This window comes from Pseudomonas sp. IT-P395, from assembly GCF_949767675.1.
In the GTDB taxonomy this organism is placed as follows: Bacteria; Pseudomonadota; Gammaproteobacteria; order Pseudomonadales; family Pseudomonadaceae; genus Aquipseudomonas.
In genome coordinates this window covers 217,967-236,602 of the sequence record NZ_CATKPW010000058.1, presented here as the reverse complement: position 1 = coordinate 236,602, position 18,636 = coordinate 217,967, and the positions used below count along the sequence as shown (strand labels likewise).

Below are 18,636 nucleotides of genomic sequence, written 5' to 3'. Positions count from 1 at the left end.
GGCTGGATATGCAGGAAGACGCTCCGGAAAAAACCAAGGACGCCGCGCCCACCGGCACGCAGACGCTATTGCGCGGCCTCGGTGTGGTGCAAGCGGTGGCCAGTGGCGCCCGCGATCTCAAGGAGATTGCCCGGCTGATCGGCACCACGCGCAGCACCACCCATCGTCTGGCCAGTTGTCTGGTCGATGAGCGCTATCTGCGCGTGGTGCCGCAAGTCGGTTATCTGCTCGGGCCGAAGCTGATCGAGCTGGGTTTTCAGGCCCGCGAAGAGTTGCCGCTGGTGACCTTGGCCGGGCCGTATCTGGACGAGTTGTCGGCGCTGACCGGCGATACCGTGCACCTGGGGATTCGTGAAGGCGATGAAGTGCTGTATCTGCTGAAGAATCCGGGGCGCAATGGCCCGGAAATGCGTTCGCGGGTCGGCCATCGCATGCCGCTGGCACGCACCGGGATCGGCAAGGCGTTGATGCTCGATGATTCGCCGAAAGATTGGCAACGGCTGTACGACATCAGTCTGCCGGCGGGTGGGAAAAGTCAGTTCTGGCCGCAGCATCCCCAGCAGTCCTGGGAACAGCTGGAGCAGCGCATGACCGAGTACGTCGCCGGCGGCTACGCCTTCGATCTGGAGGACAACGAACCGTCGATCCGCTGCGTGGCGGCGCCGATTCGCGATGCGAGCAAGGGCATCGTGGCGGCGATCAGTATCGCCAGCACCGTGCCGTACATGCCGCTGGAAAAAATGGCCGAGCTGATTCCCCTGATCAAAGGGGTCACAGCCCGGCTGTCGGCGGAACTCGGTCTGAAGATTTAAACCTTGAGCGTCGCCATGTCGATCACGAAACGGTACTTCACATCGCCGGCAATCATCCGGGCGTAAGCCTCGTTGATCTGGCGGATGTCGAGCATTTCGATGTCGCAGGTGATGTTGTGTTCGGCGCAGAAATCCAGCACTTCCTGGGTTTCAGCGACGCCACCGATCAACGAGCCGGCCAATACACGACGGCTCATCACCAGTTTGCCGGCGTGTACCGGTGGATCGATCGGCTCGATCAGACCGACCAGAATGTGCACGCCGTCGAAGCGCAGGGTGTCGAGGTACGGGTTGAGATCGTGCTGCACCGGAATGGTGTCGAGCAGGAAGTCGAAGTAACCGGCAGCGGCTTTCATCTGTTCGGCGTCGGTGGAAACGATCACATGATCGGCACCCTGACGGCGGCCTTCTTCAGCCTTGCTTGCCGAACGGGTGAACAGCGTCACTTCGGCGCCCATCGCTTTGGCGAACTTGATGCCCATGTGGCCCAGACCGCCCATGCCGAGAATCCCGACCTTGTCGCCAGCCTTGACGCCGTAGTGCTTGAGCGGCGAGTAGGTGGTGATGCCGGCGCAGAGGATCGGCGCGGCGCTGGCCAATGCGAGTTTTTCCGGGATGCGCACAACGAAGTGCTCGCTGACGACGATGCTGTCGGAATAACCGCCCATGGTGTTGCTGCCATCGACCCGATCCGGGGTGGCGTAGGTCATGGTCGGGCCTTCGAGGCAATATTGCTCAAGGTTCGACTGGCAGGCTTCGCAGGTGCGGCAAGAGTCGACCATGCAGCCAACCCCGACCAGATCGCCTACTTTGTGTTGGGTGACATTCGCACCAATCGCGGTGACTTTTCCGACGATCTCGTGGCCGGGCATCAACGGGTAAACGGCGATGCCCCATTCGTTGCGCGCTTGGTGGATGTCGGAGTGGCAGACGCCGCAATACAGAATCTCGATCGCTACGTCGTCGGCGCGCGGGCTGCGACGTTCGAACTTCATCGGGGCGAGGGGGGTGGTGGCCGATTGGGCGGCATAGCCGATGGCGGTGTACATGATGAACCTCGCGAAAGCAGTGACAGTTGAGGCGGCGCATTCTGGGCGTCGAGTGACGGTCCGGCCATGACGATTCCTCCGGGTCTCATGCCTAATCCTCCGGCATGCGGGTTTGATCGGTCGCATTGGCAAAAGGATCTGCCATGATGTTTTCATCCCCTGTTTTCGTGATTTTTTGTGAAGAACAATTCGATGCAATTGACCCGTCATCTTGATGCCAATGCCCGGCTGGTTTCGCTGATCGAACCGCTGGCGCTGCGCGATGGTTACAGTCAGACCGGGTTGCCCGGTGTGCAGGTGTTGCGCGCCAGTTGCGACGTCGCCCGCGGCCCGCACATTTATGAGCCGAGCCTTATGATCATCGCCCAAGGCAGCAAACTGGCGTTTCTGGGGCCGCGCACCATGGAGTACGGCGCCGGGCATTACCTTATTCAGGCGCTGCCGGTGCCGTTCGAGTGCGAGACGTTTGCCTTGCCGGATGCGCCGTTGCTCGGGGTGTCGGTGGCGATTGATCGGGTGTTGCTCGGTGAACTGGTGCTGGCCATGGGGCTGGCGCCGGGCCGGCACATCCCGGCGCAGACGCCGGAGTCGATGACCTCGGTGGTGCTCGACGATGACATGCGTGGCTGTGTCGAACGCTTGCTCAGTTGCCTGCACGATCCGCTGGAATGCCAGATTCTCGGGCCGGCGCGGGTGCGCGAGTTGTTGTTCACCGCGTTGCGCGGGCCGCAGGCCGATGTGTTGCGCGCGCTGGTCGAGCAGCAGGGGCAGTTCGCGCGGGTGGCGGCGTCGATCAGCCATCTGCATGCACATTACACCGAGCCACTGAATGTCGAGACCCTGGCCGGTTGCGCGAACATGAGCGTGTCGACCTTTCATGAGCACTTCAAACGCAGCACGTTGTTGTCGCCGGTGCAGTATTTGAAGCGCTTGCGTTTGTTGAAGGCGCAGACGTTGTTGGTCGCCGAAGGGCTGGGTGTGGCGCAGGTGGCGCATCGGGTGGGGTATCAGAGTACGTCGCAGTTCAGCCGTGAGTACAAGCGCTACTTTGAGCGCAGCCCGGGTGATGAGCGCGCTGCCTGAGGATTGACACAATCCCTGTGGGAGCTGGCTTGCCAGCGGTGAGGCCGGCACATTCAACATAGATGTCGCCTGATCCACCGCCATCGCTGGCAAGCCAGCTCCCACAGGGGGTGATGCGATGCACTAAATTTTGGGCAACAAAAAGGCCCCCAAATCGGGAGCCTTGATGTTCAGCGGGTCGACTTACATGTTCGGATAAGTCGGGCCACCAGCGCCTTCCGGCGTGACCCAGGTGATGTTCTGCGCAGGGTCCTTGATGTCACAGGTCTTGCAGTGCACGCAGTTCTGCGCATTGATCTGGAAGCGCTTCTCGCCGTCTTCCTTGGTGATCACTTCGTACACACCGGCCGGGCAGTAGCGCTGTGCCGGTTCGTCGTACAGCGGCAGGTTCTTGCTGATCGGGATGCTCGGGTCGGTCAGCTTCAAGTGGCAAGGTTGTTCTTCTTCATGGTTGGTACCGGAGATGAACACCGAGCTGAGCTTGTCGAAGCTGAGTTTACCGTCCGGCTTCGGATAATCGATCTTCTTGCAGTCGGCCGCGAGCTTGAGGCAAGCGTAATCCGGCTTGGTGTCGTGCAGGGTGAACGGCAGTTTGCCGCCGAAGATGTTTTGATCGAGCCAGTTGAAACCGCCGCCAACGATGGCGCCAAACTTGTGGATCGCCGGGCCGAAGTTGCGGCTGGCAAACAGTTCATCGTAGAGCCAGCTCTTCTTGAACGCGTCCACATAAGTGGTCAGCTCTTCAGTGCCGTCCTTTTCCGCGAACAGCGCGTCAGCCACCGATTCAGCGGCGAGCATGCCGGACTTCATCGCGGTGTGGCTGCCTTTGATCTTGGCGAAGTTCAGGGTGCCGAGGTCGCAACCGATCAGCGCGCCACCCTTGAAGACCATTTTCGGCAGCGAGTTCAGGCCACCTTTGCAGATCGCGCGGGCGCCGTAGCTGATGCGCTTGCCGCCTTCCAGATACTGCGCCAGCACCGGGTGATGCTTGAGGCGCTGGAACTCGTCGAACGGCGACAGGTAGGTGTTGCTGTAGGAAAGATCGACGATCAGACCAACCACCACTTGGTTGTTTTCCAGGTGATAAAGGAACGAACCGCCGGTGTTCTCGGTGCCCATGATGTCCAGCGGCCAACCGGCGGTGTGCACCACCAGGCCTGGCTGGTGTTTGGCCGGGTCGATCTCCCAGATTTCTTTCAGGCCGATGCCGTAGTGCTGAGCGTCGGCATCGCTGTCGAGGTTGTAGCGCTTGATCAGCTGCTTGCCGATGTGGCCACGGCAACCTTCGGCGAACAGCGTGTATTTGCCACGCAGTTCCATGCCCGGGGTGTACAGGCCTTCTTTCGGATTGCCTTCGCGGTCGACGCCCAGATCACCGGTGATGATCCCGCGCACCACGCCTTGCTCGTCGATCAGTGCTTCCTGAGCGGCGAAGCCCGGGTAGATTTCTACGCCGAGGTTCTCGGCCTGCTGGGCGAGCCAGCGGCAGAGGTTGCCGAGGGAAATAATGTAGTTGCCTTCGTTGTGCATGGTCTTGGGCACAAAGAAGTCAGGAATTTTCTGCGCGCTTTCGGCGTTTTTCAGGACAAAAATATCGTCGCGGGTGACCGGAGTGTTCAGCGGCGCGCCGAGTTCTTTCCAGTCCGGGAACAACTCGTTCAGAGCGCGTGGTTCGAACACGGCACCGGACAGGATGTGTGCGCCGACTTCGGAGCCTTTTTCGACCACGCAGACGCTGATTTCCTTACCGGCTTCGGCGGCCTTCTGCTTCAGACGGCAGGCGGCGGACAGGCCAGCGGGGCCGGCACCGACGATGACCACGTCGAATTCCATGTATTCGCGTTCCACAGGCTATCTCCTACTCAAGGCTCAACAGTTTTTTTTCTAATTTGGAGGTTTGATGTCGCATCCGCTATTCCTTTACGTTAACGTCAAGGGGAATATTGGAGAACAGACCTTTCTCTCTAGGCGGCGCATTATATCTACACCACTCCGAGCGTCCAATACAAACGTTTGTTTGAATCGGCTCCAGCCCAGAGAAATCAAAGAAGCGCGGCTTATGAATGGTCATTTTGCTGTATTGACCGGAATAGGCGTTCCGGTCAAGATACGGTCGGTTTTGCGCTCGTCGTAGGCAGACTGGCGGTTTCAAGAGCACGTCTAAAGGCAGGGCACAGGTGGTCGAGAGTGCTGCGCAGCGCAGTCTGGCGCGCAGTTTACACAGCGTGAGGATCAATGACTTGTCGGTCACCACTGACGAACGGTCGCACCCCCTTCACATCGTGGAATCACTTCGCACCCCGGTCGGCGTTTTTAGAGGTGCCCTTTTAGCCTGATGAGCATCAACCGCCAGGTTCGCCTAGGCGACTTTCTTTTCACCGGAGAGTAACGAGGAATCCATGAAGGTTCTTGTAGCTGTCAAACGCGTTGTGGATTACAACGTCAAGGTTCGCGTCAAGGCGGACAATTCCGGCGTCGATCTCGCCAACGTCAAGATGTCGATGAACCCGTTCTGCGAAATCGCAGTGGAAGAAGCCGTACGCCTGAAAGAGAAAGGTGTTGCGACTGAAATCGTCGTCGTCTCCATCGGCCCGACCACCGCTCAGGAGCAGCTGCGTACCGCACTGGCTCTGGGGGCCGACCGTGCCATCCTCGTCGAATCCGCTGAAGATCTGACCTCGCTCGCCGTGGCCAAGCTGCTCAAGGCTGTGGTCGACAAGGAACAGCCGCAACTGGTGATCCTTGGCAAACAGGCCATCGACAGCGACAACAACCAGACCGGCCAGATGCTCGCTGCACTGAGCGGCTACGGTCAGGGCACGTTCGCCTCGAAAGTCGAAGTCTCCGGCGACAGCGTTGCCGTGACTCGCGAAATCGACGGCGGCGCGCAGACTGTTTCGCTGAAACTGCCGGCAATCGTCACCACCGACCTGCGTTTGAACGAGCCGCGCTACGCGTCCCTGCCAAACATCATGAAAGCCAAGAAGAAGCCTCTCGAAGTGCTGACTCCGGACGCTTTGGGCGTTTCCACCGCCTCCACCAACAAGACCCTGAAAGTCGAAGCGCCGGCTGCACGCAGCGCAGGTATCAAGGTCAAGTCGGTGGCTGAACTGGTCGAGAAACTGAAAAACGAAGCGAAGGTAATCTAAATGACTATCTTGGTTATTGCTGAACACGACAACAAAGTGCTGGCCCCGGCCACACTGAACACCGTGGCTGCTGCGGCCAAAATCGGCGGCGACATCCACGTTCTGGTTGCCGGCCAAGGCGCTGGCGCCGTGGCTGAAGCCGCTGCGAAAATCGCAGGCGTGAGCAAAGTCCTCAACGCTGATAACGCCGCTTACGCGCATCAGCTGCCGGAAAACGTTGCTCCACTGGTAGCTGAGCTTGGCGCTGGTTACAGCCACATCCTGGCTGCCGCTACCTCCAACGGCAAAAACATCCTGCCGCGCGTTGCTGCGCAGCTCGACGTTGACCAGATCTCCGAGATCATCTCGGTTGAAAGCGCTGATACCTTCAAGCGTCCGATCTACGCCGGTAACGCCATCGCTACCGTGCAGTCCACCGCTGCGATCAAAGTGATCACCGTGCGTGCTACCGGTTTCGATCCGGTAGCTGCTGAAGGTGGTTCGGCTGCTGTTGAAGCCGTTGGCGCTGCACACGACGCGGGCACTTCGAGCTTCGTTGGCGAAGAACTGGCCAAATCCGATCGTCCAGAGCTGACCGCAGCCAAGATCGTCGTTTCCGGCGGCCGCGGCATGCAGAACGGCGACAACTTCAAACACCTGTACGCTCTGGCCGACAAGCTGGGCGCTGCGGTGGGTGCTTCGCGCGCCGCCGTCGACGCAGGTTTCGTACCGAACGACATGCAGGTCGGTCAGACCGGCAAGATCGTTGCGCCACAGCTGTACATCGCCGTCGGTATCTCCGGCGCGATCCAGCACCTGGCCGGTATGAAAGACTCCAAAGTGATCGTTGCGATCAACAAGGACGAAGAAGCGCCGATCTTCCAGGTGGCCGATTACGGCCTGGTGGCGGATCTGTTCGAAGCCGTACCTGAGCTGGAGAAGCTGGTCTAATCCAGCGGCTTCACTTATAAAGAGCCCGACCTTTTGGTCGGGCTTTTTTTTGTTTCGGATTTGAGTGGGAGCTTTTTGCCATGGATCTGCGCTGCGGATTGCATTACTCGGCATTGCTGGGATTGGCCCTGTTGTCAGGTTTGGCCACGGCCGCGGGCAAGTGCGAGCGCCTCGTCGTCACCGGCAGCCCGGATGCGCCGCCGTACCTGTGGCAGGACCCGCAGAATCCCAAGCAGTTGATCGGCGCCAGTGCCGACCTGTTGCAACAAGTCGCCAAAGACCTCGGCATCAAAGTCGAACTGCTCTACGCCGGCAAACGCTCGCAAGCCCTCGATGAAGTGCGCAGCGGGCGCATGGACATGCTGGCCGATGCGCCGCTGACCTTCAATGAACTGGAAAACTTCGACTACATCTATCCACCGCTGCTGGAAAACGACTATCTGGTGTGGACGCGTAAAGGCTCGACACTGGTCTATAGCGAGGCCAAAGACTTGCATGGCCACACCGGTGCGATGTCGGAAAAGTCTCGCATGACCCAGGCATTCGGCGTTTTCGCCGAGCAGAATCTGACCCTGACACGGACAGCCAACCTCACTCAGGCCCTGCAGAAATTGCTCCTCGGTGAAGTGGAATATGTACTCGCCGGCCGCTACTCAGGCATGGCCGCCGCGCAGGCATTGGGCATGACCAATGACCTGCTGGCGTTCGAGCACCCCGTCGACCGCCCGGGGCTGTTTCTTGCGGTTTCGCATAACTCGGCATGTAACGATCCGTGGTTGCGCGGACAGTTGGCCAAAAAGATGACAGAATTGCCCGCGTCCGGACTGACGGAAGCCGCGCTGCAACGCAACATCGAGCGCTGGAAGGCGCAGCAGCAACAGCCGCAACAACCCGTCAGTGCCCCAAAACAGTAGGGATTCTTAGTGAGTATTCGACCTCTTTTCGCGGCGATGGCCGTTCTGGCCCTGGCCGGTTGCGCGACCGATCCGGCACCCGTTGAACAAATGCGCCTGACCGAGCAAGCCATAATCCAGGCCAAGGCTGTCGGCGCCACTGCCGACGAAGTGCCGGAAATGAAACTGGCCGAAACCAAGTACAACCGCGCCAAAGGCAACATGGTGGACGAGTCCTACCGCAACGCGCGCATGCGTTCGGAACAGGCTGAACTGGATGCTCGTCTGGCCGAAGCCAAAGTGTTGACGCAAAAAAGTGAAGAACAGCTGAATGTGCTCAACACCCGCATCGTCCGTCTGCGCAAGCAACTGGGAGATGCCCAATGAGCCTCAAATCCAAAGTCCTCGGCGGTCTGATACTTGCCGGTTGCGCCAGCCTGTACGGCTGCGCCGGTCAACACAGCGAATCCGCACTGCAAGAGGCCAGCGCCGACTTCCAGAAGGTCAAGGAAGATTCCAACGTGCTGCGCATTGCGCCGAAAGACGTGATCCGTGCCGGTGAGTCGCTGGCCCGTGCTGATCGCCTGTCGACCTACTGGGGCAGCGGCTCCGACGTTGTGCATTACGCCTACCTGAGCCAGCGTTACAGCGAAATCGCCCGCGAGCACACCAATCAGGTGCTCAACGAAGAGCGCGCAGCCAAACTGGAGCTAGAGCGTCAGCGCTTGCAACTGGCCCTGCGTGAATCCAAGTTGCTCAGCGTGCAGCAGCAGGGCAAATGGCTGGAAGAACAGATCGTCGCACTGGCCACCACGCAGACCGACCGTGGTCTGGTAATGACCCTCGGTGATGTGCTGTTCGACACCGGTGAAGCGGAGCTGAAAAACTCGGCCAACCGCGTGGTGCTGAAGATCGTCCAGTTCCTGCAATTGAACCCGAAACGCGTGGTGCGTATCGAGGGGTACACCGACAGTACCGGTGGCAAACAGGAAAACCTCAAGTTGTCTCGTGATCGCGCGCAATCGGTCGCGGATGTGTTGATAGATCTGGGCATCGACGACAAGCGCATTCAGGTCGAAGGCTACGGCGACGAATACCCGGTGGACGCCAATGCTTCCGAGCGTGGGCGGGCGCAGAATCGTCGTGTGGAAATTGTCTTCTCCGATGAAAAAGGCCAGCTCGGCGCCGCCCGCTGAGGGCTGCGTCTCTGGAAAGCCCGGACTGTCATGCAGTGCCGGGCTTTTTTACGTCTGTCGAATAGCCCGCAAATCAGTACAGTCAGGGGCAGATACCGCACTGTATGGTCGAGTAATGTGACAACTGTCCCAGTACACTTCTAAACTGTTCCGGTATTGTTTCACACAAGAATAAAATGCCCGTGAAATCGAGTGCTGCGTCATGACCAATCTCTTGCTCTACCAACGTATTGCTCAGCAACTGGCCGAAGACATCCGCCGTGGCGTCTATCAACCGGGGGAGCGCGTGCCTTCGGTGCGCAAGATGAGTTCGCAGCTCAACGTCAGCCATGCGACGGTGTTGCAGGCTTACGCCAATCTCGAAGATCAGGGCTTGATTAGGGCGCGCCCGCAGTCCGGGTATTACGTGCACCAGACACCTGCACTGACGGCGCCGACGCCGGACATTGCCCGGGTCGAACGGCCAGGCTTGGTTACCCGCAGCAGCATCATTCAACAGGTGTTGGTCGAATCACGCCGAGAAGGCGTGTTTCCGCTCGGCGCGGCTGTGCCGAGTGTCGACTACTTGCCGGTGCGCGCACTGCATCAGCAACTGGCCAAGGTCACGCGCTTCCATAGCCCGCGTGCTTTCAGTTACATGTTCAGCCCCGGTTTTGAGCCGCTGCGCCGCCAGGTGGCGATCCGCATGCGCGATGCTGGTGTGGTGGTCGATCCGTCAGAAGTGGTGATCACCCATGGTTGTGTCGATGCCTTGCAGATGTCGTTGCGCGTACTGACCCGCCCGGGTGATCTGATCGCCGCCGAATCGCCGACCTATTACGGATTGCTGCAACTGGCCGATCTGCTCGGCCTGAAAGTCATCGAGATTCCGAGCGATCCCGCGACTGGCATGAGCCTCGAAGCCCTGCAACTGGCGGCCAACCAATGGTCGATCAAAGCGCTGGTGCTGACCACGCGGCTGAGCAATCCGCTGGGCGGCACCATGCCCGAAGAGCGGCAGAAACAGTTGCTGCGCCTGGCTTCTGATTTCGATATTCAGATTGTCGAAGATGATATCTATGGCGAACTGATGTTCGAGCAAGGCAAGACCAAAGCGCTCAAGGCGTATGACCGACTGGATCGGGTGATTTACTGCTCGAGTTTCTCCAAAACCTTGTCACCCGGTGTGCGCATCGGCTGGATGATCGCCGGCAAGTATCAGCAGGAAATCCAGCGCTTGCAGACCTTCAGCACCCATTCGGCGTGCAGCGTGACGCAGATGGCGATTGCCGCTTATCTGGAAAACGGCGGTTATGACCGGCATTTACGGTACATCCGCCAGGAATACCGGAAAAACCTCAGCGCCTTCCAGTTGGCGGTGCAGCAGTACTTCCCCGAAGGCACGCAAATGACCCGGCCCACGGGCGGTTTCATCCTTTGGGTGAGTCTGCCGGGCAGGGTCAATACGCAAGAATTGCATGTGCGTGCGTTGCAGCAGGGCATCAGTATTGCCCCGGGGCTGATCTTCAGTAATACCGAGCAGTTTAACCACTGTATTCGCCTGAACTGCGGGATTCCGTGGAATCGCGAGGCGGAGCGGGCGCTGATGACCCTGGGCATGCTGGCGACGCAACTGTGTCAGGAAACCGCTGGCGGATTCTGAACGAGCGGTGGGTGACGCTTGTCTTGTCGCGTCCAACAAGCGAGCATATGGCCCTCTGCCGTTAGTGTCGTTGGGTCCATGAAAGCGATTTTTCCTGCCGCTTGGGTGTTGCTGGGTTTGCTGATGATCGGTCATGCGCCTGGAGCCGTGGCCGCTGCAGTTCAGGAAAAACCGGCTGCGACGAGTGCCGCTAAAAAAGCCACGTCTGCGCCAAAGGCTGTTCCCGCCAAGAAAGCCCAGCAAAAAGTCATCAAGAAACGCAAGCCGATCGCTTCCAAATCGAAGCCTGCCAGCGAAGTGGTGAAAGCCAAGTTGCCGCCGGCAAAACTCGATTTGAGCCTGCCCAAGGACATGGTCCAGGAACTGAAGCCCAAGGGCACGGTTGAATTGCCCAAGCGCGAGCCGATCCTGCCGCAGATGTTTGGCGAGAAAAACAACGGATTCCAGCTCAACGGCCGCTTGCTCAGCAACGAAATGCAGTTGCAACTGCGCAACGAAGAGCGCCGCGAAGTCGAAGGCGCGGCGCTGGATTTCGAATTCAAACAGTAAAACCAGCCCATCTGTGACCCGCAGACCAGACGCTTTGTCGGAGACTGGTCAGTCATATTCAGTTATCGCTAAAAACCCCGGTTCCGGGAATTTGAAACAGCCGTTTTAGCGGTTACTCTGTTCCGCGTCCCTTTTACACATCGCCCGTCGCGAGGAATTGTTCGTCATGAAATGCCGTGAAGGCTGTGGCGCTTGCTGCATTGCCCCATCCATCAGTTCGCCGATTCCCGGCATGCCTGATGGCAAACCTGCCGGCGAACGTTGCGTGCAGCTTTCGGTCGAAAACCTGTGCAGCATTTTCGGCCGCCCGGAGCGCCCGGCAGTCTGTTCGGGCTTTGCTGCGGATGTCGAGGTCTGCGGCAGCAGCTCGGAAGAAGCGATCAGGCTGATCGGCTGGTGGGAGCAAATGACGGCGGCGTGATGTGTCAAACGAACGGAACTTCAACAATAAGGAATAAGACTATGGGTTCGCTGCATCGTATCGCTGTGTTGTGTGGTTTGACCGCTGTGCTGGCCACGTCCGTCGCTCAGGCTGAAGACTGGAAAGTCGCCAAGAACGAAGACGGTATCAAGATTTCCCTCAGTGAAGTGCCGGGTTCGGACTACAAGTCCTACCAGGGCGTTGCGCTGATGAAAACCACCGTCGCCAAACTGCGCGCACTGCAGGAAGATGTCTCCGGCGCGTGCGCCTGGATTCACGAGTGCAAGACCCAGAAACTGCTCAAGCACGAAGGCGATCAGAGCTGGACCTACACCCAGTTCAACACGCCTTGGCCAGTTACTCCGCGTGACTCGGTGCTGAAGGTGACCACCGTTGAAGGCGCCGATGGCAGCCTGACCCGCAATCTGGAAGGCTTGCCGACGTACATGCCGGAAGAAAAGGGCTTTGTCCGCGTTCAGCAGGTCAAAGGCTTCTGGAAGTTCGTGCCCAAGGGCGACCAGGTTGAAGTGACTTATCAGGTGCACACCGAGCCAGGCGGTAGCGTGCCGGCAATGGTGGCCAACAAGTTCGTCGTCGATGCGCCGTTCAACACCTTGAAAGCTCTGAAAGAACGCGCCGAGAAGTAATAAGCGCGCTCTACACAAAACGCCCCGACCGATACGGGGCGTTTTGTTTTCTCGCAATATTGTGTTTCCAGATATGCGTTGCACGAAATTTTCACAAAGTGTTCCTGACAATTCGCCCGCGCTGTTTGCACGCTTTCCCGGTTTGCCATGGCTCTAGATGAAAGTGTCTGGCGGCGGGGCAGTAATCAATGGCAATGGTGCAGGTGATCGTGCAACATTTGCGCACCGCGCACGCCCCGGGGTCTGGAATGACCAATAGAGGGCATGGCGCCGCTGTATTTTTTGCAACTTCAACTTCCAATGGGTCCTAAAACGACATGGCAAACCCGGACGCCCTGAATCAGCAGCGATCTTCTGCTCGCCTGCTGCAACCGACCGTCAAATCGCATCTGGCCTACACGCTGCTTTGCGCGCTGGTCATGATGGTGATGTTTTCCGTGCTGCGCCTCGCGCTGCTGGTCTACAACCGCGAGATGATCCTCGACACCCCGGCTTCGACCTTCCTCGAAGCCTTCGCCAACGGCCTGCGTTTCGACCTGCGCCTGGTGGTTTACGTGTGCATTCCGCTGGTGCTGGCACTGTTCAGTGCCCGCGCCATGGCCGCTCGCGGTTTCTTCCGCCTGTGGCTGACCATCGCCTCAAGCATCGCGCTGTTCCTTGGCCTGATGGAGATGGACTTCTATCGTGAGTTCCACCAGCGCCTCAATGGTCTGGTGTTCCAGTACGTGAAAGAAGACCCGAAAACCGTGATGAGCATGCTCTGGTACGGTTTCCCGGTGGTGCGCTACCTGTTGGCGTGGGGGATCGGCACCGTAATCCTGGCGCTCGCGTTCAAAGGCGCCGACCGTGCCACGCGTCCGCGCGGACCGTTCAGTGGCGGCAGCGTCAGCACCCGTCAAGTTGCGCCGTGGTACACCCGTCTTGCGGTGTTCGTGGTCTGCTTGCTGATTTGCGTGGTTGCCGCTCGTGGCACTCTGCGTCAAGGCCCGCCGATGCGTTGGGGTGACGTCTACACCACCGATTCCAACTTCGCCAACCAGCTTGGCCTCAACGCCACGCTGTCGCTGATCGAGGCTGCCAAGTCGCGCATGGGCGAAGATCGCGACAATATCTGGAAAGCGACGTTACCGCAGGAGCAAGCGCAGAAAGTCGTGCGCGATATGCTGCTGATGCCTGACGACAAACTGGTCGATGCCGATATTGCCGCCGTGCGCCGTGATTACACGCCGCCGGCCGACAAGACCCTGCCGATCAAGAACGTTGTAGTGATCCTGATGGAAAGCATGGCCGGTCACTCGGTCGGTGCATTGGGCGCGCCAGGCAACATCACGCCATACCTGGACAAACTGTCGAAGGAAGGTCTGCTGTTCGACCGCTTCTTCTCCAACGGTACGCACACCCATCAGGGCATGTTCGCGACCATGGCCTGCTTCCCCAACCTGCCAGGTTTCGAATACCTGATGCAGACCCCGGAAGGCAGCCACAAACTGTCCGGCTTGCCGCAGGTGCTCAGCGCCCGCAACTACGACGACGTATACGTCTACAACGGCGACTTCGCCTGGGACAACCAGTCGGGCTTTTTCAGCAACCAGGGCATGACCAACTTCGTTGGCCGTAACGACTTCGTCAACCCGGTGTTCTCCGATCCGACCTGGGGCGTGTCCGACCAGGACATGTTCGACCGTGGTCTGCAGGAGCTCAAGGCGCGGGAAAACGGCAAGCCGTTCTACGCGCTGCTGCAAACCCTGTCCAACCACACGCCGTACGCCTTGCCGACGCCATTGCCGGTCGAGCGCGTGACTGACCGTGGCAGCCTCAACGAACACTTGACCGCCATGCGCTACTCCGACTGGGCACTGGGTCAGTTCTTCGAGAAGGCGCGCAAAGAGCCGTACTTCAAGGAAACCCTGTTCGTCATCGTCGGCGACCACGGCTTCGGCAACGAGCGCCAGATCACCGAAATGGACCTGGGCCGCTTCAACGTACCGATGCTGATGATTGCACCGGGCATCCAGGAGAAGTTCGGTACCCGTGACCACACCGTGGGCACGCAGATCGACATCGTGCCGACCATCATGGGCCGTCTCGGTGGCGAAGTGCGTCATCAGTGCTGGGGCCGCGATTTGCTCAATCTGCCGGAAGGCGACACCGGTTTCGGTGTGATCAAACCGTCGGGCAGTGAGCAGACGACCGCCATCGTCACCGCCGACCAGATCCTGGTGTTGCCAAGAGACAAGGACATGGGGCCGAAGATGTGGCAGTACCAGCTAGGTGCCAACCCGCACGCCGAAGTCATTCCAAATGCACCGCGCACTGCCGAGTTGAAACTCAAACTCGAAGCGTTCCTGCAAACGGCGACCAAAAGCCTGATGGATAACACCGCTGGCGTCATTCACGGCAAACCGGATTGATCGCTCACTGCCAGTAAAATCCGCGCAATAAAAAGAGGCCCTGAACAGGGCCTCTTTTTTTTGCCGGTTACATCGTTATATCCGACCGAGTAACAGCAGCACCAACAGCACCACCAACACCACGCCGATAATGCCCGATGGACCGTAACCCCAACTTCTGGAGTGCGGGAAGACCGGCAGACCACCGATCAGCAACAGGATCAGGATAATGATAAGAATTGTGCCCATGTCGATTTCCTTGTTGATAGTGTTCGAGAAGTCTTGGTATTCAAGGGCGACTGGAGACTAAGTAATTCCAGACGGCTTACAAATTCCGACCGGTGCGCGTGAAAGAAAATTCAATGTTTTTTTAATGTATTTGGATTGCTTGTTTATTTCCTTTGAAGCACAAGATCAAAAGATCGCAGCCTTCGGCAGCTCCTACAGGAGTTCGATGCAGGAGCTGCCGAAGGCTGCGATCTTTTGATCTTGCATTCAGCAACTTGATGGAGCGTGGGCGCGCGCCGATCCTTCGCTACACTCGGCGCATCTTCCCCGGAACAACAAGGCTGTTTGCTATGCAAAATCGCATGATGATCACTGGTGCGGGCTCGGGCCTGGGTCGCGAAATCGCGCTGCGCTGGGCGCGTGAAGGCTGGCAACTGGCCTTGTCCGATGTCAGCGAACCCGGCCTGCAGGAAACCCTGAAAATGGTCCGCGAGGCCGGTGGCGACGGGTTCATTCAGCGCTGCGATGTGCGTGATTACAGCCAGCTCACCGCGTTCGCCCAGGCCTGCGAAGAGAAGCTCGGCGGCATCGACATCATCGTCAACAACGCCGGTGTTGCCTCGGGCGGTTTCTTCAGCGAGCTGTCGCTGGAAGACTGGGACTGGCAGATCGCGATCAACCTGATGGGCGTGGTCAAGGGCTGCAAGGCGTTCCTGCCGCTGCTGGAGCAAAGCAAAGGCAAGATTATCAACATCGCCTCGATGGCGGCATTGATGCAAGGCCCGGCCATGAGCAACTACAACGTGGCCAAGGCCGGGGTGGTGGCGTTGTCGGAAAGCTTGCTGATCGAGCTGGCGCAACAGGAAGTTGGCGTGCACGTGGTGTGTCCGTCGTTCTTCCAGACCAACTTGCTGGATTCGTTCCGTGGTCCCACCCCGGCGATGAAAGCGCAGGTCGGCAAGTTGCTGGAAAGTTCGCCGATCAGCGCGGCGGACATCGCCGATTACATCTATCAGCAAGTGGCCGCCGGCGAGTTCATGATTCTGCCCCACGAACAAGGCCGGATGGCTTGGGCGCTCAAGCAGAAGAACCCGCAACTGCTCTATAACGAAATGACCTCCATGGCGGAAAAAATGCGCGCCAAAGCCAAACAGAACAACGGCTGAGCTTGCCCGTAGCAGACCGCGTCGTTAGGGTGGCCGCAATGGTCACCCTGTCGAGACGCATCAATGCTCAATTACTTGTGGTTCTTCCTCGCGGCGCTGTTTGAAATCGCCGGTTGCTTCGCCTTCTTCATGTGGCTGCGCCAGGGCAAAAGTGCGTTGTGGGTGATTCCTGCGCTGCTCAGTCTGACCCTGTTCGCACTGCTGCTGACCCGCGTTGAAGCTAACTACGCGGGGCGTGCCTATGCCGCGTATGGCGGGATCTACATCGTCGCGTCGATTGGCTGGCTGATGGTGGTCGAGCGGGTGCGTCCTTTGAGTTCGGACTGGATCGGCGTGGCGCTGTGCGTGATCGGCGCTAGCGTGATTCTGTTCGGGCCGCGATTTTCTGCGGCGTGAGGGGTATTTGTCGGAAACGTCTGACGGCTTGATGCGAGCATGGCTGTAAGGCAAAACTGATTTGCCCGCCATGCATTGTAGAGCCGCGGCAAGCCGCGCATCTTCAGGGTTCGCTAACCCTGAAGGACGAATCTCATGCTTGTACTCAGCCGTGTCGTTGGTGAGTTGATTTCAATCGGCGACGACATTTCCCTGCGCGTGCTGTCGGTGAACGGCTCCAGCGTGCGCTTTGGCGTCGAGGCCCCGCAAAAGGTCAATGTGCACCGCGCGGAGGTCTATGACCGGATCAAGCGCAAGCAGGCCACCGAAAAGCTCCGCTAGGCATTCAATCGAACAGATGCTTGGGCACCTCGTGTTTGAGCATCAACTGACATTGCTCGCTTTCCGGGTCGAAGACGATCAGCGCCTGGCCTTTGGTCAAGGCCTGACGCACGCGCAGCACACGGGTTTCCAGCGGCGTGTCATCGCCGTTGTCGGTGCCGTCGCGGGTGACGAAATCTTCGATGAGGCGGGTGAGGGTGTCGACTTCAAGTTGGTCGTGGGGAATGAGCATGGGCACCTCGGCTGAATCAATGGCGGGATGCTACGGCGATTGCGGTTTGCCTGCCAGTTTTGTGTTGCCTATGCCGACCTCATCGCTGGCAAGCCAGCTCCCACAGTAATTGGGGCAACACAAATTTGTGTACACCTCCGATACCTGTGGGAGCTGGCTTGCCAGCGATGGGGCCAGTCCTGTCATCACAAAGCCGGATCAACTATCGGAACGCTGCCCCACCAGACTGTCCACCGACGGCACCCGCGTATCGCTCTCCATTTGCGTGTCATGTTCAATCTGATGACTGAAGCGATCCAGCGAAGCATTCGCCGGCGCTGCATCACTGGCAAACACCGGCGGACTCAAGATGTAAGCCCCCAGCAAGCGACTGAGTGCCGCCAGGCTGTCGATGTGCGTACGCTCATAACCATGGGTCGCATCGCAACCAAACGCGAGCAGGGCAGTGCGGATGTCGTGGCCTGCAGTCACCGCCGAATGCGCATCGCTGAAGTAATAGCGGAACAGGTCGCGGCGCACCGGCAACTCGTTCTCGCTGGCCAATTTCAGCAAATGTCGCGACAGGTGATAGTCGTACGGCCCGCCGGAATCCTGCATCGCCACACTCACCGCATGCTCGCTGGAGTGCTGCCCCGGAGCGACCGGTGCGATGTCGATGCCGACGAATTCGCTGACGTCCCACGGCAATGCCGCTGCCGCGCCGCTGCCGGTCTCTTCGGTGATGGTAAACAGCGGATGGCAGTCGATCATCAGTTCCTGGCCGCTGTCGACGATGGCTTTGAGTGCCGCCAGCAGCGCTGCAACCCCGGCCTTGTCATCGAGGTGACGGGCGCTGATGTGACCGCTTTCTGTGAATTCCGGCAGCGGATCGAAGGCGACCACGTCACCGATGCTGATGCCCAGCGAGTCGCAGTCAGCCTTGGTCGCACAGTAAGCGTCCAGGCGCAGTTCAACGTGATCCCAACTGATTGGCATCTCGTCCACGGCGGTGTTGAACGCGTGCCCGGAGGCCATCAGCGGCAACACACTGCCGCGAATCACGCCGTTGTCGGTGAACAGGCTGACACGGCTGCCCTCGGCAAAACGGCTCGACCAGCAGCCGACCGGGGCGAGGGTCAGACGCCCGTTGTCTTTGATTGCACGAACCGCCGCGCCGATGGTGTCGAGGTGCGCCGAGACGGCGCGATCGGGGCTGTTCTTCTTGCCTTTGAGCGTGGCGCGAATGGTGCCGCGCCGGGTCATTTCGAACGGAATGCCGAGTTCTTCCAGACGCTCGGCGACATAGCGCACGATGGTGTCGGTAAACCCGGTAGGGCTGGGAATGGCGAGCATTTCCAAGAGGACTTTTTGCAGGTAGTTGAGATCCGGTTCGGGGATTTGCGTGGTCATGGAAACTCCTGATGGGTTGAGCACACCGATGGTTTCGATGAGGAAAGTTTTGTGTTGCTTGATCGGGCCTCATCGCTGGCAAGCCAGCTCCCACAGTTTTTGTGTGTACCGCAAAACTTGTGGGAGCAGGCTTGCCAGCGATG

20 protein-coding genes are annotated in these 18,636 nt (G+C 59.0%); 15 read left to right on the top strand and 5 right to left on the bottom strand.

Features of this window, described 5'->3' with window-relative positions; genetic code table 11:
• The first annotated feature begins 8 nt into the window (after positions 1 to 8).
• Positions 9 to 812, top strand: a complete 804-nt coding sequence (locus tag ACM6IN_RS24770; protein WP_007908330.1) for an IclR family transcriptional regulator — start codon at positions 9 to 11, stop codon at positions 810 to 812.
• On the opposite strand, the gene ACM6IN_RS24765 is transcribed toward ACM6IN_RS24770, so the two are convergent.
• Positions 809 to 1,861: an NAD(P)-dependent alcohol dehydrogenase gene (locus tag ACM6IN_RS24765; protein WP_007908332.1), complete on the bottom strand. Its 1,053-nt coding sequence runs from the start codon at positions 1,859 to 1,861 to the stop codon at positions 809 to 811. The genes ACM6IN_RS24770 and ACM6IN_RS24765 overlap by 4 nt on opposite strands.
• Before the next feature lie 192 nt (positions 1,862 to 2,053).
• On the opposite strand from ACM6IN_RS24765, the gene ACM6IN_RS24760 reads away from it, so the two are divergent.
• Positions 2,054 to 2,944, top strand: coding sequence for an AraC family transcriptional regulator (locus ACM6IN_RS24760; RefSeq protein ID WP_110720362.1), 891 nt, complete (start codon positions 2,054 to 2,056; stop codon positions 2,942 to 2,944).
• Between the two features lie 183 nt (positions 2,945 to 3,127).
• Here ACM6IN_RS24760 and ACM6IN_RS24755 read toward each other — a convergent pair whose 3' ends face one another.
• Positions 3,128 to 4,792 carry an electron transfer flavoprotein-ubiquinone oxidoreductase gene (locus tag ACM6IN_RS24755; RefSeq protein WP_007908336.1) on the bottom strand — a complete coding sequence of 555 codons (1,665 nt, stop codon included), beginning with the start codon at positions 4,790 to 4,792 and terminating at the stop codon, positions 3,128 to 3,130.
• 551 nt (positions 4,793 to 5,343) lie between these two features.
• On the opposite strand from ACM6IN_RS24755, the gene ACM6IN_RS24750 reads away from it, so the two are divergent.
• The 10 genes from ACM6IN_RS24750 to ACM6IN_RS24705 all read left to right on the top strand — a co-directional run bounded on the left by ACM6IN_RS24750 (position 5,344) and on the right by ACM6IN_RS24705 (position 14,782).
• Positions 5,344 to 6,093 (top strand): electron transfer flavoprotein subunit beta/FixA family protein, encoded by a 750-nt coding sequence (locus ACM6IN_RS24750; protein WP_007908338.1) that lies wholly within the window; start codon positions 5,344 to 5,346, stop codon positions 6,091 to 6,093.
• Positions 6,094 to 7,023: an electron transfer flavoprotein subunit alpha/FixB family protein gene (locus ACM6IN_RS24745; protein WP_007908340.1), complete on the top strand. Its 930-nt coding sequence runs from the start codon at positions 6,094 to 6,096 to the stop codon at positions 7,021 to 7,023.
• Positions 7,024 to 7,103: 80 nt separating this feature from the next.
• Positions 7,104 to 7,937, top strand: coding sequence for a substrate-binding periplasmic protein (locus ACM6IN_RS24740; RefSeq protein WP_414916855.1), 834 nt, complete (start codon positions 7,104 to 7,106; stop codon positions 7,935 to 7,937).
• 9 nt (positions 7,938 to 7,946) lie between these two features.
• Positions 7,947 to 8,303: a DUF4398 domain-containing protein gene (locus tag ACM6IN_RS24735; RefSeq protein WP_414916854.1), complete on the top strand. Its 357-nt coding sequence runs from the start codon at positions 7,947 to 7,949 to the stop codon at positions 8,301 to 8,303.
• The gene (locus ACM6IN_RS24730) at positions 8,300 to 9,112 is read left to right on the top strand and encodes an OmpA family protein (RefSeq protein WP_007908346.1); all 813 of its coding nucleotides are present in this window, start codon (positions 8,300 to 8,302) and stop codon (positions 9,110 to 9,112) included. Before ACM6IN_RS24735 ends, ACM6IN_RS24730 begins: the two co-directional genes overlap by 4 nt.
• Before the next feature lie 202 nt (positions 9,113 to 9,314).
• Positions 9,315 to 10,754: a PLP-dependent aminotransferase family protein gene (locus ACM6IN_RS24725; RefSeq protein WP_007908347.1), complete on the top strand. Its 1,440-nt coding sequence runs from the start codon at positions 9,315 to 9,317 to the stop codon at positions 10,752 to 10,754.
• Between the two features lie 78 nt (positions 10,755 to 10,832).
• Complete coding sequence (locus tag ACM6IN_RS24720) at positions 10,833 to 11,303, top strand: translation initiation factor 2 (RefSeq protein WP_414916853.1); 471 nt, start codon at positions 10,833 to 10,835, stop codon at positions 11,301 to 11,303.
• Positions 11,304 to 11,469: 166 nt separating this feature from the next.
• Positions 11,470 to 11,724, top strand: coding sequence for a YkgJ family cysteine cluster protein (locus ACM6IN_RS24715; RefSeq protein WP_007908349.1), 255 nt, complete (start codon positions 11,470 to 11,472; stop codon positions 11,722 to 11,724).
• Positions 11,725 to 11,765: 41 nt separating this feature from the next.
• Positions 11,766 to 12,371 carry an START domain-containing protein gene (locus ACM6IN_RS24710; protein WP_095112901.1) on the top strand — a complete coding sequence of 202 codons (606 nt, stop codon included), beginning with the start codon at positions 11,766 to 11,768 and terminating at the stop codon, positions 12,369 to 12,371.
• Positions 12,372 to 12,688: 317 nt separating this feature from the next.
• On the top strand, positions 12,689 to 14,782 hold the full coding sequence (locus ACM6IN_RS24705; RefSeq protein WP_414916852.1) for an LTA synthase family protein: 2,094 nt from the start codon (positions 12,689 to 12,691) through the stop codon (positions 14,780 to 14,782).
• A 75-nt stretch (positions 14,783 to 14,857) separates the two neighbouring features.
• On the opposite strand, the gene ACM6IN_RS24700 is transcribed toward ACM6IN_RS24705, so the two are convergent.
• Entirely contained in the window at positions 14,858 to 15,016 is a 159-nt protein-coding gene (locus ACM6IN_RS24700; RefSeq protein WP_169432680.1) for a DUF3309 family protein, read from the bottom strand.
• Positions 15,017 to 15,339: 323 nt separating this feature from the next.
• Between ACM6IN_RS24700 and ACM6IN_RS24695 the strand changes: the two genes are divergently transcribed.
• From ACM6IN_RS24695 to csrA, 3 genes are all read left to right on the top strand, one after another.
• Positions 15,340 to 16,155 (top strand): SDR family oxidoreductase, encoded by an 816-nt coding sequence (locus ACM6IN_RS24695; protein ID WP_007908355.1) that lies wholly within the window; start codon positions 15,340 to 15,342, stop codon positions 16,153 to 16,155.
• Between the two features lie 63 nt (positions 16,156 to 16,218).
• Complete coding sequence (locus ACM6IN_RS24690) at positions 16,219 to 16,551, top strand: YnfA family protein (protein WP_007908357.1); 333 nt, start codon at positions 16,219 to 16,221, stop codon at positions 16,549 to 16,551.
• Positions 16,552 to 16,686: 135 nt separating this feature from the next.
• Positions 16,687 to 16,872, top strand: coding sequence for a carbon storage regulator CsrA (gene csrA / locus ACM6IN_RS24685; protein WP_007908359.1), 186 nt, complete (start codon positions 16,687 to 16,689; stop codon positions 16,870 to 16,872).
• 4 nt (positions 16,873 to 16,876) lie between these two features.
• On the opposite strand, the gene ACM6IN_RS24680 is transcribed toward csrA, so the two are convergent.
• Entirely contained in the window at positions 16,877 to 17,104 is a 228-nt protein-coding gene (locus tag ACM6IN_RS24680; RefSeq protein ID WP_414916851.1) for a YheU family protein, read from the bottom strand.
• A 198-nt stretch (positions 17,105 to 17,302) separates the two neighbouring features.
• Positions 17,303 to 18,493, bottom strand: a complete 1,191-nt coding sequence (locus tag ACM6IN_RS24675) for an osmoprotectant NAGGN system M42 family peptidase (RefSeq protein ID WP_095125188.1) — start codon at positions 18,491 to 18,493, stop codon at positions 17,303 to 17,305.
• Positions 18,494 to 18,636 lie beyond the last annotated feature (143 nt).